Below are 12,835 nucleotides of genomic sequence, written 5' to 3' on the forward strand. Positions count from 1 at the left end.
GCCTTCGGCGGGTCAAAAGTACACGCCGTGTCCGAATGAAACGGAGTTTCCATGTCTGCTTACGTCATCGCCAACGTCGATGTGCTCGATGAGGAGGCCGGCTGGGCCTACGCCCCCGTTGCCCAGCGGTCGATCCTCGACCACGGCGGCCGCTACCTGGTCGCGGGCCCCGTGCCCGAACCCGCCGAGGGTACTTGGGCCTCCTCCCGGCTCCTGATCATCGAGTTCCCCGACATGGACCGTGCCCGGCAGTGGTACGACTCCCCTGAGTACCGGCGGGCCAGGCAAATCCGAGACGGCAAGGCCCGCGTCGGGCTGCTCTTCGTCGAAGGCTCCCCACCCGAAGGCTTCACCCTTCCCTCCTAGGAACTCTCCGATGGAGGTGACCCCCGTGCGCTTGTCAAAGGCCGTTGGTGGACTGGTCGACGATGCCGAGCGCGTTCTGCCGACCCGCCGAGCGGGCCCTGGGGTCGGGAACATCCGGCGAGCCGCAAAGTAGCTGTCCGCGATGGCGGTGACTGTGTGCTCGCAGAAGACCGATTCGCAGAAGCCGGGGAGGGCCGGTAACGCGTTCGCCACTTCTGGTCCACTACCGCCAGTTCGGTGCACCCTGGAAACATGACGAAGACGTCGCCCGAGGCGGGACATGCGCCGGGTTCGCGGTTATGGCGGGTCGTGGCGATCGCCGCAGTCGTGGTGCTGGCAGTCTGCCTGGCGGCCGGGGTGTTGTGGTTCTTCGCCGATCCGCTGCACTTACCCGACCAGGTGCTGCAGGTACTGGATCAGCGGGCCGGCGTGGTCGGCATGTTCACCGGCATGGCGCTGGGGGCGGCCGCCCTGGGGGTCGCCGTGGTGGCGTTGCGGGCGCAATTGCGCGCCGAGCACGCCCCGGCACAGGCCGAGCAGCAGACCAGCCCGCCCACAGTGTCGGCCTCGGGCGAGCGGGTGGTCGCCCTTGACGGCGACAACTCCGGCATCATCTCCACCGGTGACGGCGCCCGGAACGTGCAGATGCGGGCCGAGGCCTCCGGGCAGGGCCGCGTGTACCAGGCAGGTGGCGACCAGACCATCAACGAACGATGACCACCCCACCAGATGATCCCCAAGAGCTGCTGGGCATCCAGATGGACGGCACCGCTCGTGAGCACGGCCGGGTGTACCAAGCAGCTCACAACCAGATCATCAACCACAGCGAGCACCACCACTATCCACCTGCGCCGGAGCCGGGCCAGATCGTCGAGGGCGACATCCCGCAATGTCCGCCCGGCTTCCAGCCACGCGAGCAACTGCTGCAGCGCGTGGCCGGCCTGTTCGGCGATCCCGCGCCCGGCCAGAGCGGTCAGGTGGCCGGCGGGGCAGCGGTGATCTGCGCGATGGCCGGAACCCCCGGGGTGGGCAAGACGATGCTGGCCGCCTCCTACGCCTGGGCCTGCCAGGCCGCGCGCTGGCCAGTCATCGCCTGGATCGCCGCCGAGACCACCGACCAGCTCCTGACCGGCCTGGCCGCCCTGGCCGAACGGCTCGGCGAACGCAAGGCCGACGACGACGCCACGGCCGCCGCCGAACGAGCCAAGAATTGGCTGGCCGCCACCACCCGGCCGGCACTGCTGGTGTTCGACAACGCCACCGACGCCGCGGCGGTGCGCCGCTGGTGCCCGGCCACCGGCGCCACCCGCGTGCTCATCACCACCCGCAACCGCGCCTTCCTGCGCCTGTTCCAACCCGTTGAGGTCGAAGTCTTCACCACCGCCCAAGCCCACGCCTTTCTGCGCCGGCGCACCGGCCTCGAGGACGCCGACGATGTCGCCCAACTGGCCGACGAGCTGGGATGCCTGCCGCTGGCGCTGGCCCAGGCCGCCTCCGTGATCACCCGGCTGGGCCTCAGCTACAGCGACTACCTGAACCTATTGCGTGGCTTCCCAGTCACCGAGTACCTGCCCGCCCAGCACGGCGACGCCTACCCGGCCGGCACCGCCGAGGCGATCCTGCTGTCGGTCACCCAGGCCGAGACCGCACTACCCCAGGCCCACGACCTGCTGGAGATGCTCTCGGTGCTGTCCCCGGCCGGCGTCCCCCTGGAGGTCCTGCAAGCCTGGAGCACCCCCGACGGCGAGCCGCTACAGCTACGAACCCTGCTGGCCGACCTGGCCGATACCTCGCTGATCGCCTTCAGCGAGGACCATTCCGCCATCTTGATGCACCGCCTGGTCCAGCGCGTCCTACGCGACCGCGCCGCCCACCACGGTGACTTCGACGCCATCCTGAGTCGGGCCACCGACCTGCTGCACGCCTTCAAAACCACCCTGCCCGACGGCGTCCACACCTGGGCTGCACGCGGCGCCGTCGAAGTATTCATCGAACAGACCGATGCTCTCTATCGGCATGCCCACCTCAGGGAGGGTCCTTCTAGCGACCTTTTGGAGCTTTTTAGTTGGTGTGGCCACTACCTGTACGCACTGGCCGACCTCACTCGTGCGGTCGCCCTGCGGGAGGTGACGGTTGCCGATCACGAGCGGGTGCTGGGCGCCGACCACCCTTCAACCCTGACCTCCCGCAACAACCTCGCCCACGCCTACCGAACGGCGGGGAACCTGGGCCAGGCCATCCCCTTGTACGAGGCCACGCTCGCCGACCGGGAACGGGTGCTGGGCGCCGACCACCCCTCAACCCTGACCTCCCGCAACAACCTCGCCCAGGCCTACCAGGCAGCGGGCGACCTGCGCCAGGCCATCCGCTTGCACGAGGCCACACTCGCCGACCGGGAAGGGGTGCTGGGCGCCGACCACCCTTCAACCCTGACCTCCCGCAACAACCTCGCCCACGCCTATCGAACGGCGGGCGACCTGGGCCAGGCCATCTCCTTGTACGAGGCCACACTCGCCGACCGGGAACGGGTACTGGGTACCGACCATCCCGACACGCTGGGCTCCCGCAACAACCTCGCCCACGCCTACCGAGCGGCGGGCGACCTGGGCCAGGCCATCCGCTTGTACGAGGCCACACTCGCCGACCGGGAACGGGTACTGGGCACTGACCACCCTTCAACCCTGACCTCCCGCAACAACCTCGCCGCCGCCTACCAGGCGGCGGGGGACCTGGAGCGGGCCCTCCCGTTGTACAAGCAGACGCTGGCCGAGCGTGAGCGGGTGCTGGGCGGCGACCACCCCGACACGCTGGCGTCCCGCAACAACCTCGCCGCCGCCTACCGAACCGCGGGGGACTTGGGCCGGGCCATCCCCCTGCTGGAGGCCGCCTTCGCCGACTGCGAGCGGGTGCTGGGCGCCGACCACCCTACGACTCGCATTGTCCGAGAGAACATTGAGACGGTGAACGCCGACAACATGCGCCACGGTGCCCGCGGATGGAGGCGGCTGTTCCGGAGGCGGGGCCGCGCCACTGGCGAATCTTGAGGGAGCTGGATCCTTCAGATGACGATCGTTTTTTGCAGACCGGCCATGCTGGCCATCAGAAGGCACGGGGAGTCTTCAACAACTCGTTCAACAACTCCGGCGGTTCAACAACTCTTGAACACTGTTTGTTGACAGAATTGCCGGCGCGACGACGCCCTGCAGCTCTGCGCCTGCCGATAATCTCATCCACGCTGGTCAAGCGGCATGTGAGTATGTGTGGAGGAGGCCGCCGAGCCGGTCTCTTCGGCGTACGTCGAGGTTGGCGGTCGTTCCAGAGCAGTAGCGGTCGAGGAGTTCAGGGCGGCAGTGCTGCACCCATCGCTCGGATCAGGAAGCGTGTCCGGCAGCCCGCCGGCTCGGATTCGGCGTGGCGTAGCGCGTGCGGTGGCGCACTGTGTGCGTATAACTACTCTGTGCCGAACGAAGTGCAGAAGGTGATTTGTGTCGGTGGCGGACCCGCCGGCCTGTATTTCGCGATCCAGATGAAGCTGCGCGATCCTTCGTGTGACATATCCGTTTTCGAGCGCGATCCGGCGGGTTCGACGTACGGCTGGGGCGTGACGTACTGGGGAAGCCTGCTCGACCGGCTTCACGAGAGCGATCCCGAGTCGGCCCGCGCCATCGGCGAGGCGTCCGTACGGTGGCAGGACGGGATCGCCCTCGTCGGCGGCCGCACCACCACGCACCGCGGCGACGAGGGCTTCGGCATCGGCCGCCACCGGCTGCTCGGCATCCTGGCCGACCGGGCGATCGCACTCGGCGTGCGGGTGGAGTTCGAGCGCGAGATCCTCGGCGAGGTCCCGGAAGCCGACCTGGTGGTGGCCGCCGACGGGGTGAACAGCCCGCTGCGCGGCCGCCACGACTTCGGCACCGAGGTCGCCACGGGGGGCAACACCTACATCTGGCTCGGGACCACCAAGGTCTTCGACGCCTTCACCTTCGCCTTCGTGGAGACCGAGCACGGCTGGATCTGGTGCTACGGCTACCGCTTCGACGACGAGCGCAGCACCTGTGTGATCGAGTGCGCGCCCGCCACGTGGCGCGGGCTCGGGCTCGACCGCGCCGACGAGGCGGGCAACCTGGAGCTGCTGGAAAAGCTGTTCGTCGACGTGCTCGACGGGCATCGGCTCGTCGGGCGCGGGCAGGGCGTCGCGCAGTGGCTGCGCTTCCAGACCGTGACGAACCGCTCCTGGCACTGCGGCAACCTCGTCCTGCTCGGCGACGCCGCGCACACCACGCACTACTCGATCGGCGCCGGGACCACGCTCGCGATCGAGGACGCCATCGCGCTGGCCGGCGCGATCGAGCGTCACCCCGCCCTGGCGCCCGCGCTCGCGGCCTACGCGCGGGAGCGCAAGGCCGCGTTGTTGCCGGTCCAGAGCGCCGCCCGCTACAGCGCGCGGTTCTACGAGGACCTGCCGCGCTACCTGCGCCTGGAGCCCGCGCAGATGTTCGCGCTGCTCGGCCAGCGGCACTCGCCGCTGTTGTCGTACATGCCGCCGCGGCTGTACTACCGGCTCGACCGGGCGGTGAGCCGGCTGGAGGCGGCGCGCAAGTTCAAGCGCTGGGCCGGGCACCGGATCGCCGGGTCACTGCAGTCGTTGTCGCGCTGACGGGGTCAGCGCAGGTCGCGGACGAGGCGGCCGACGACGGAGTGGACCCTGCCGTCGTCGAACGAGTCCGAGCCGATCAGCAGGGTCACAGCCATCACCGGTGGCAAGGCCACGAGTGCTGCCGGCGGCTCCCTCGGTGTCGATGCGCAGCGTTCGGCTCTCTCGTCGCTCATGGCACGCCGATGCGCCGGCTGATCGAATCCGGCGCCCTGCGCGGAGACCGCTGATCGGCCTGCGCGACCCGGGCTCCGCACCGGGCACCGGCCCCCCAGAACCCGTTCCCCGGGGCCGATCACGGCTGTCGGCGCCCGACACCGGCCATCGCTGACTGTCCGGCTTGCCGCGTTTGTCAAATGGGCGTCACCAGAGGTGTACTGCCTTCCGGAAAGCTGATCATCCGATCACGCACGAGGGAGGACCGGTGGACTTCGCGATCCTCGGCACCATTCGCCTCAATGGTCCCGGCGGCCGGATCCGTCTCAGCCGCAAGCAGCGGGCCGTGATCGGGGTCCTGCTGCTCCACCCGAACGCGACCGTTTCCACCGAACGCCTGATCGGCGCCCTCTGGGACGACCCGCCCCGCTCGGCGCTGTCCAACGTCCAGACCTACGTCCATCAGCTCCGCCGCTCCCTGGAGGGCAGCGGCCTGTGGCTGGGGACCGAGGGGTCGGGGTACGCCTGCGAGGTCCCGCCGGAGCGTCTGGACCTGCTGGTGTTCGAGGAGGGCGTACGCCGGGCGCGCAGGGAACGGGCGAACGGCGACCTGGTGGCGGCCGAGCGCGAGTACGCGGCCGCGGTCGCGTTGTGGCGCGGAACCCCGGCCGAGGACGTACCGCTCAGCGGGGCCGTGGCGCCGCGGATCACCGAGCTGGAGGAGCAGCTGGCGGTGGCCAGATCGGAGTGGATCGACGTACGGCTCGCGCTCGGCCACGACGGCCTCGCCGCCGAACTGCGCACCCTCGTCGCCGCCCACCCGCTGCGTGAGCGGTTGCGCGAGCAGCTCGTGGTCGCCCTGCACCGCAGCGGGCGGCGGGACGAGGCCCTCGACGCCTTCCGCGAGGCGCGTGAGCTGCTGGTGGCCGAGCTGGGCATCGAGCCGGGCCCGGAGCTGCGCCGCCTGCACGCCGCGCTGCTCTCCGGCGACGCCGACCGCCGTTCGCCGCTGCTCCCCGGCGAGACCGATCACCACTCGCCACCGGCCGGAGAGGCCGGGCGCCACTCGCCGCCACCGGCAGGAGAGGGCGGTCGTCATTCGCCTCCGCCGGCCGCGGACGCCGACCGGCACCGCATGCCGCCTGCCGCGGACGTCGAAGCGGACCTCGAAGCGGACGTCGAAGCGGGTGCGCGGCCGATGGCGTTCCGGGGGCTGTGCCAGTTACCCGGCGATACCGCGGACTTCGTCGGGCGTACGGGAGAGATCGCCGAGCTGCTGGAGCTGCTGCGGGCGGGCGCGGATCGGCTCGGTCCGCCCATCGTGGTCGTGTCCGGTCTGCCCGGCGTGGGCAAGACCACGCTCGCCGTACGACTGGCGCACCTGTTGCGAGCCGACTATCCCGACGGGCAGCTCTTCGTCCGGCTCGGACGGGACGCGCGCGGCCCCCGGGAGCCCGGCGAGCTGCTGGACGTGCTGCTGCGCTCGCTCGGCCTCGACGGCGCGCTCATCCCCGTCCCGGTCGAGGAACGCGCGGGACTGCTGCGTCAGCGGCTGGCCGACCGGGCGGTGCTCCTCGTGCTGGACGACGCCGTCGAGGAGGAGCAGCTCCGCCACCTGCTGCCGGGCACCGCACGCGGCGCCGTCCTGGTGACCTCCCGCTCTCCGCTGCCCGCCCTGGAAGGCGCCGTGCGGCTCACGCTCGACGTCCCTGACGAGAAGGACGCCAGGCTCCTGCTGGAACGCGTGGCGGGCCCGGACCGCATCGGTTCGGCGCCCGGCGCGGCCGAGCAGATCCTGCGTTCCTGCGGCCGGTTGCCGCTGGCCATCCGGGTCGCGGGAGCCCGCCTGGCCACCCGGCCGGTCTGGCCGGTCAGCGAGTTCGCCACCCGGCTGGCCGGACGGGGCCTGGACGAGCTGGTCGTCGGCGGGCTGGACGTGCGCGCGACGTTCGAGCCGAGCTACGCGGCGCTGCCGGACCCGGCCAGGCGCGCGTTCCGGCTGCTGGGCCTGGCCGGGCTGGACAGCGTGGCGGAGTGGTCGGTCGCGGCCCTCCTCAGACGACCCGCCCCGGAGACGGACGCGGCGCCCGCCAGACCGCCTGGCTCAGACGGGGATGCGGACAAGCTGGGGGCGGCCGCGCTGGAGGCGGATGCGGCGCTGGAGACGCTGGTCGCGCGGGGCATGCTCACCTCGACCGAGGTGGACGGGGCCGGACAGCCCCGCTACCGGCTGCACGACCTGCTGCGGGTGTACGCGCGGGAACGGGCGCAGGCGGAGGAGACCCCCGAGGGGCGGCGTGCGGTGCTCACCTGGCACGTGCTGGAATGCCTGCGGCGTACCCGGGCCGCCACGCGCCGCCTGCCGATCCTGCTGGCCCCGCCGTACGAGCGCGAGCCGGAGGAGGGACCGGCGCCCGACGTGCGGGTGAGCGAGATGTGGCTGGCGGCCGAGCGGCGTACGCTGATGCTCGCCCTCAGCACCGCCGCCGAGCTGGGCCTGAACGACGCGGCGGCCGAGCTGGGGCACCACCTCACCAGCTATTTGATCATGGATCGGTTCCTGGCCGACGCCGAGCGGGTCCAGCAGATCGTGATCGGGCTGGGCGATGGGCGCGCCGCGCTGCGGGCCCGGCTGCTGCTGGCCACGGTGGAGATCGAATGGGGTCGGTTCCTTTCGGCCGAGACCATGTGCGGCGCGCTTCTGGCGGAGTTCGGCCGCGCCGGCGACAGGCATGGAGCGGCGTACGCGCTGATCGTCAGGGCCGCCGCGCGGCACGGCATGGGCCATCTGGACGAGGCGCTGGCCGACGCGTACGCCTGCCTCGACCTGATGGCGGCTCACGGCGACGCCGCCGGGCTGGCGTACGCGTGGACCTGGCCTGTCTGGATCCACGTCGAGCGCGGCGAGCACGGGCGGGCCGTGGAGATCGCCAGAGCGCGGCTGGAGGTGACCGAGAAGGACGACTACGCCATCCGCGGCAACCTGCTGCGCGGCCTCGGCACCGCCCTCTACCAGCGGGGCGAGACGGCGGAGGCCGTCGTCCGCTACCGGGAGGGCCTGCTGGCGGCGCAGGCGCTCGGCGATCGCGCCGAGACGAGCAAGGCGCTGCGCCGGCTGGGGGAGGCGCTGGGTGCGCTGGGCCGCTTCGACGAGGCGGCCGAGACACTGGCGGCGAGCCTGCGGCTGTTCGTGGAAAGCGGCGACACCCTGGGCGAGGCGCTGGCCGGGCACGCGCTCGGCGTCGTGCACCTGCGCCAGGGCGAGCCCCGCCGGGCGGTGGCGGACCTGCGGGCCGCGCTGGAACGGCTCGGCGGCGACGGGCCTCCGGTGTGGCGGGCCCGCGCTCTCAGAGAGCTGGGCCGGGCCTACGCCCTGCTGGGGCGGCACGAGGAGTCGGCGGCGGCGTGGCGCGGCTCCCTCGCCCTGTTCGGCGACGCGGCGGAGGGACGGGAGGTGGCCGCGTTCCTGGCGCCCTGACCGACGCTATTCGCCGAGCCGCCACACGACCGGCACGCCCTGCGTTCCCGCCAGCCTGGCCTCCTTGCGCGCCAGCCCCGGCGTGGCGCCCTCGGCGACCAGCACACCCTCGGGCGACAGGGCGGCCCACATCCCGGCGGGCGCGTCGGCCACCTCCAGCGCCCGGTTCACCTCCAGCGCCCGGTTCACCTCCGGCCGGGCCGGGGCGGGCGTCCGGCGGGCCTGCCACCGCCGCCAGTACAGCCACTGCACGACGATCAGCGGCCCGAGCACGGTCAGCAGCGGCAGCAGCCGGCCATGGGACAGGACGAAGGCGATGGACAGAGCCAGCAGGACGGCCTCCAGGCCGGCGGCACACCAAGCGGCCGCCTTCCCGTACGCCCGTAGCGCCACCACCGGCCAGATCGACAACATCAGGCAGTCGCCGAGCCCGATGAGGGCGGGATCGTCGCCATAGGAGGAGGCCAGCACCGGCGCGAACGGCAGCCCCTGCATCCGCTGGACGAAGTCGGCGGTGAGCGACGTCAGCCCGGTGGCCAGCGTGTCGTACAGGGTGAGGGCGGCGGCCAGGGCGGCCACCTGCGCGGGCGTGATCGCCGCCTGCACCCACATGTTCACCACGCCGACGACGAGCAGGATCAGCAGGGCGTCGTTGATCACAAGGAGCGCGGCCGGCCATCCCAGCGCGAAGCCGGTGACGTCGGCGGCGCACAGGAGCAGGGCGGCGATCATGCCCCACCGGCCGCCCAGCACGGGGGCGAGGGTGAGCTGGGTCAACGTCAGGACCACGAGCCCGAAGATCGACACGACGACGCCCGTGGGCAGGTGCAGGTACGCGAACGGCATCACGACCAGCGTCACCACCATGACCGCGATGTCCGCGCCCACCATCCGGCCGACCGGCGGTCTGGGCATGACGTAACGGCGCAGGTACGCGGCGGTGAGCGCGACGGCCAGAGCGACCAGGGCGTACAGGGCGAGCACGTACGGGGTCATCACAGTCCTCGCTCGAAGCTGATCTCCAGCAGGTCCGTGCGCAGCCGGCAGGGCGTGGGCAGGTCCTCGGCGGTCTCGACCAGGACGATGCCGGTCAGAGGCAGCCCGTGGGCGCGCTCCTCCAGGCGGCCGAGCAGGCCCTGCTCGGCCTTGCCCGCGACGACGTACAAGATGGTGCCCTCCAGGGCGTACCGGGTGGGCAGCGGCAGCGCGTGCTCGGCCTGCAGCAGGTCCAGCACGTCACGCGTGGTCAGCCCGCCGGGCGACCTGCGGCCGAGCACCCGCGAGGTGGCGGGCAGGGCGGCGAGGGCGCACGTCGGGGGCTCGGCCAGAACCTGGACGAGGTCGCCGGTGACGTACCTGAGCAGAAGCGTGGTGTCGCGGAACGTGGAGTACGGCGTCACGACGATCGTGCCGACCTCGCCGGGAGCGGCGGGGGCCAGGGTCTCGGGGTCGAGTATCTCGACCAGGCCCTGGTCGGCGGACAGGTGCAGATGACCGTCGGGGCAGACGCGGCCGGACACCGGGGCGATCTCGGTCATGCCGTACCCGTCGCGGACCTCGGCCCCGAACGCGTGCTCCGCCCGCTCGCGCAGCGCGTCGGTGAGGACCTCGCCGCCGGACCAGATGGTGGTCAGCGCGAAGTCGGCGGCCCGCCAGCCGCCCCGCTCGGCCTCCTGCACGAGCGCCGCGAGGTGGGAGGCCGGCACGTTGAGGTGAGACATCTGCGCGCGCTTGCCCGGAACGTGCAGCGGAGTGGCCAGCCGGTCGAGCGTGGCGGCCGGGTCGATGGTGCCCAGGTGGGCGAACACGGCCCCGGTACGGGTGACGGCCCGTTCGGTGAGGATCTGCGCGACGGACCGCGAACTGCTCGCGTTGGCCCACACGTCGTCCGTGCGCACGTTCCCGGACATCATGAGCGAGAGCGCCGACAGGCACGACAGCAGCTCGATCTCGTAGGCGGAGAACCACACGAGCGTGGGCGTGCCCGTCGTGCCCGTCGTGCCCGTCGTGTGCGCGAGCACGGATGGCCTGGCCAGGTCGGAGACGAAGGCCGCCGGCCTGCCGCGCAGGTCGGCCTTGGAGGTGGGGGCGATCGAGGACAGGGTTTGCGGGGTGATGGAGGCCGGGTCCACGCCGTGCTCCGCGAACCACCGCCGGTAGTAAGGGCTCTCCGCCGCCGCGTGGGCCACCGTGCGCCGCAGCCGCCGCCGGGTGAGGTCCTCCTGGAGCTCGGGGTCGTTGCCCGCGATCAGGTCGTCGGCGCCCTCGCCGGGCGAGCCGAACGTCTCCAGCGTCTCGCGCATGTCGTCGACCAGCGTGTAGACGTCCCGCAGCCGGAACCTGCGCCCCGACATCATCGACCAGGCGTAGCCGAGCTGGCGTACCGCGGTGCCGAACACGCCGCTTTCCTCCCGTCGTGGTGTCCCCCGGGAGAGGGCTCCCGGGGGATCACTCGCTGTTCGTCAGACCTGCAGCCCGAAGATGGCGCTGGACAGGGTGCTGACGGCGTACTTCGCGTAACGACGGGCGGTCTTGACCATGACGAACTCCCAGTTCTTCAGGGGGCGCACCGATCGCGCCCTCTGCGATCAAGAGTGCGAGCCGCTGCCAGAGATCCCCTACACAGTCGCTACAAAGTCATTACAAACAGCTGGTGGCGGGCCCCGTCACCCGCCGGTGAGCCGATGCCGGGTCTCGCAGCAGTCGTCGGCGGCCCAGATCCCGACGGCCAGGCGCCCGTCCGGCTTGGGCCGCAAACCGCCGGTCGGGCCGCCCGGCAGCTTGGTGAGGTCGGGGTCCCGCATGGGATTTGAACGGGCTCCGGGGCGGCGGGGCTCGGACAAGTGGCGAGGGCTCGTGGCGGACCCGATGGCTCGGAGGACCTGCAACTCGGGCTAACGGAGGACTCGGTAGCGAAGATGAGCCTCACTCGCGAAGGCTGATGTGTCGAGGCGCTCAAGCTCGATGTGCCGCCCAAGGCCGGCGAACAGCGAGATGCCGTCGCCGAGCAGGACCGGCGCAACGTCCAGGTGGAGCTCGTCGACGAGACCGAGCCGCAGGCACTGTCGTGAGATGGTTCCTCCGAGCAGGCTGACCCAGCCGTCCCCGGCCGCTTGCGTGGCCAGTCTGACGGCCTCGTTGATGTCGTCGACGACGAAGTTGTACGTGATGCCGTCGCGCTCGATCGGCTCATGGGCGCTGTGGGTCATCAGGTAGACCGGGACCTTCAGCATGCCGCCGTACGGGATCTCGCCGTCCTCGATGGTCTGGGTCTTGTTCGCGCCGCCGACCACCGCGCCGATCCGGCTCATCACTGCCCCGACGACGGCGTCGTCCTCGGGAGCGGAGGGTCGGCCGAACATCCAGTCGACCCCGCCGTCCTCCCTTGCCATGAACCCGTCAAGAGTGATGGTCGCGTGGACGATCACGGTGGCCATAAGTCGCTCCCTTCTCCGAGAGGTGAGTCGATCGACTCGCCTCTATGACCGTAATCGTGTGCGGAATGGTGAGTCAAGGAACTCGCCTCGATGAGATACTGAACGGATGACACGTGGACGCTCCTCGTACCACCGTGCGGTGGCCGCGACCAATCGCGAGGCGATCCTCGGCGCCGCCGCGCAGCTCTTCCTGGAGTTCGGGTACGACCGCACGCCACTGGCACGTGTCGCCGAGCAGGCAGGGGTGTCCAAGGCGACGCTCTTCAAGCAGTTCCCGACCAAGGCCGAGCTCTTCGAGGCAACGGTGCTCGCGGCAGGCGGATCGCCGGCGCCGGAACCGGTCGAGATCCCGACCGGCGACCTCTACGCGGGCTTGGTGGTGCTAGGTCGCGCGTATTCGGAACTGTTGACTCGTCCTCGCATGGTCGCCCTGATGCGAACCGTGATCGCCGAATCGCACCACTTCCCCGAACTGCGCGAGCGGACCTTCGACTTCGGCACGCTGCCTGTGCTGCAGGCGCTGGGACGCTATCTGCGGGAGGCGCACTCCGCAGGCAGCGCCGACATCGATGATCCGGATCTGGCATCCGCACAGTTCCTCGGCATGATCGCGTCCGCGATCTTCTGGCCGCGCCTCACGCACGGTACGTGGTCGATCACCAAGGAAGAGCAGTCGCGAGCGGTCGACGAAGCAGCCCGAACGATCGCCGCGCGCTTCGCAACTCCCTGACGTGATCATCCGCG

At 71.1% G+C, this 12,835-nt stretch carries 10 protein-coding genes; 6 read left to right on the plus strand and 4 right to left on the minus strand.

The features are described 5' to 3' along the window. The first annotated feature begins 51 nt into the window (after positions 1-51). The 5 genes from ABZ815_RS21045 (at position 52) to ABZ815_RS21065 (ending at position 8,654) form a co-directional block, all read left to right on the plus strand. The gene (locus tag ABZ815_RS21045; RefSeq protein ID WP_357700252.1) at positions 52-366 is read left to right on the plus strand and encodes a DUF1330 domain-containing protein; all 315 of its coding nucleotides are present in this window, start codon (positions 52-54) and stop codon (positions 364-366) included. Between the two features lie 252 nt (positions 367-618). Beyond that, the gene (locus ABZ815_RS21050) at positions 619-1,083 is read left to right on the plus strand and encodes a hypothetical protein (protein ID WP_357700254.1); all 465 of its coding nucleotides are present in this window, start codon (positions 619-621) and stop codon (positions 1,081-1,083) included. Further along, a complete protein-coding gene (locus ABZ815_RS21055; protein WP_357700257.1) occupies positions 1,080-3,410 on the plus strand; it encodes a tetratricopeptide repeat protein in 2,331 nt (776 codons plus the stop codon). The genes ABZ815_RS21050 and ABZ815_RS21055 overlap by 4 nt, the downstream gene beginning before the upstream one ends. A gap of 557 nt (positions 3,411-3,967) precedes the next feature. Further along, complete coding sequence (locus tag ABZ815_RS21060) at positions 3,968-5,023, plus strand: FAD-dependent monooxygenase (RefSeq protein WP_357700259.1); 1,056 nt, start codon at positions 3,968-3,970, stop codon at positions 5,021-5,023. 421 nt (positions 5,024-5,444) lie between these two features. Further along, complete coding sequence (locus ABZ815_RS21065) at positions 5,445-8,654, plus strand: BTAD domain-containing putative transcriptional regulator (protein WP_357700261.1); 3,210 nt, start codon at positions 5,445-5,447, stop codon at positions 8,652-8,654. A 6-nt stretch (positions 8,655-8,660) separates the two neighbouring features. Here ABZ815_RS21065 and ABZ815_RS21070 read toward each other — a convergent pair whose 3' ends face one another. The 4 genes from ABZ815_RS21070 to ABZ815_RS21085 all read right to left on the minus strand — a co-directional run bounded on the left by ABZ815_RS21070 (position 8,661) and on the right by ABZ815_RS21085 (position 12,091). After that, the gene (locus ABZ815_RS21070; RefSeq protein ID WP_357700263.1) at positions 8,661-9,650 is read right to left on the minus strand and encodes a hypothetical protein; all 990 of its coding nucleotides are present in this window, start codon (positions 9,648-9,650) and stop codon (positions 8,661-8,663) included. Then, on the minus strand, positions 9,650-11,053 hold the full coding sequence (locus tag ABZ815_RS21075; RefSeq protein ID WP_357700265.1) for an AMP-binding protein: 1,404 nt from the start codon (positions 11,051-11,053) through the stop codon (positions 9,650-9,652). The genes ABZ815_RS21070 and ABZ815_RS21075 overlap by 1 nt, the downstream gene beginning before the upstream one ends. 267 nt (positions 11,054-11,320) lie before the next feature. Next, positions 11,321-11,458: a hypothetical protein gene (locus ABZ815_RS21080; RefSeq protein WP_357700268.1), complete on the minus strand. Its 138-nt coding sequence runs from the start codon at positions 11,456-11,458 to the stop codon at positions 11,321-11,323. A gap of 90 nt (positions 11,459-11,548) precedes the next feature. Then, entirely contained in the window at positions 11,549-12,091 is a 543-nt protein-coding gene (locus ABZ815_RS21085; RefSeq protein ID WP_357700270.1) for a dihydrofolate reductase family protein, read from the minus strand. A gap of 139 nt (positions 12,092-12,230) precedes the next feature. Between ABZ815_RS21085 and ABZ815_RS21090 the strand changes: the two genes are divergently transcribed. After that, positions 12,231-12,821 (plus strand): TetR/AcrR family transcriptional regulator, encoded by a 591-nt coding sequence (locus tag ABZ815_RS21090; RefSeq protein ID WP_357700272.1) that lies wholly within the window; start codon positions 12,231-12,233, stop codon positions 12,819-12,821. The last annotated feature ends 14 nt before the right edge of the window (positions 12,822-12,835 follow it).

The sequence above is a fragment of the Nonomuraea sp. NPDC047529 genome (assembly GCF_040642995.1).
Taxonomy (GTDB): domain Bacteria; phylum Actinomycetota; class Actinomycetes; order Streptosporangiales; family Streptosporangiaceae; genus Nonomuraea.

Coding starts and splice junctions, on each gene's coding strand:
- ABZ815_RS21045 (WP_357700252.1), top strand. CDS start 52: ATGTCTGCTTACGTCATCGCCAACGTCGATGTGCTCGATGAGGAGGCC.
- ABZ815_RS21050 (WP_357700254.1), top strand. CDS start 619: ATGACGAAGACGTCGCCCGAGGCGGGACATGCGCCGGGTTCGCGGTTA.
- ABZ815_RS21055 (WP_357700257.1), top strand. CDS start 1,080: ATGACCACCCCACCAGATGATCCCCAAGAGCTGCTGGGCATCCAGATG.
- ABZ815_RS21070 (WP_357700263.1), bottom strand. CDS start 9,650: ATGACCCCGTACGTGCTCGCCCTGTACGCCCTGGTCGCTCTGGCCGTC.
- ABZ815_RS21080 (WP_357700268.1), bottom strand. CDS start 11,458: ATGCGGGACCCCGACCTCACCAAGCTGCCGGGCGGCCCGACCGGCGGT.
- ABZ815_RS21085 (WP_357700270.1), bottom strand. CDS start 12,091: ATGGCCACCGTGATCGTCCACGCGACCATCACTCTTGACGGGTTCATG.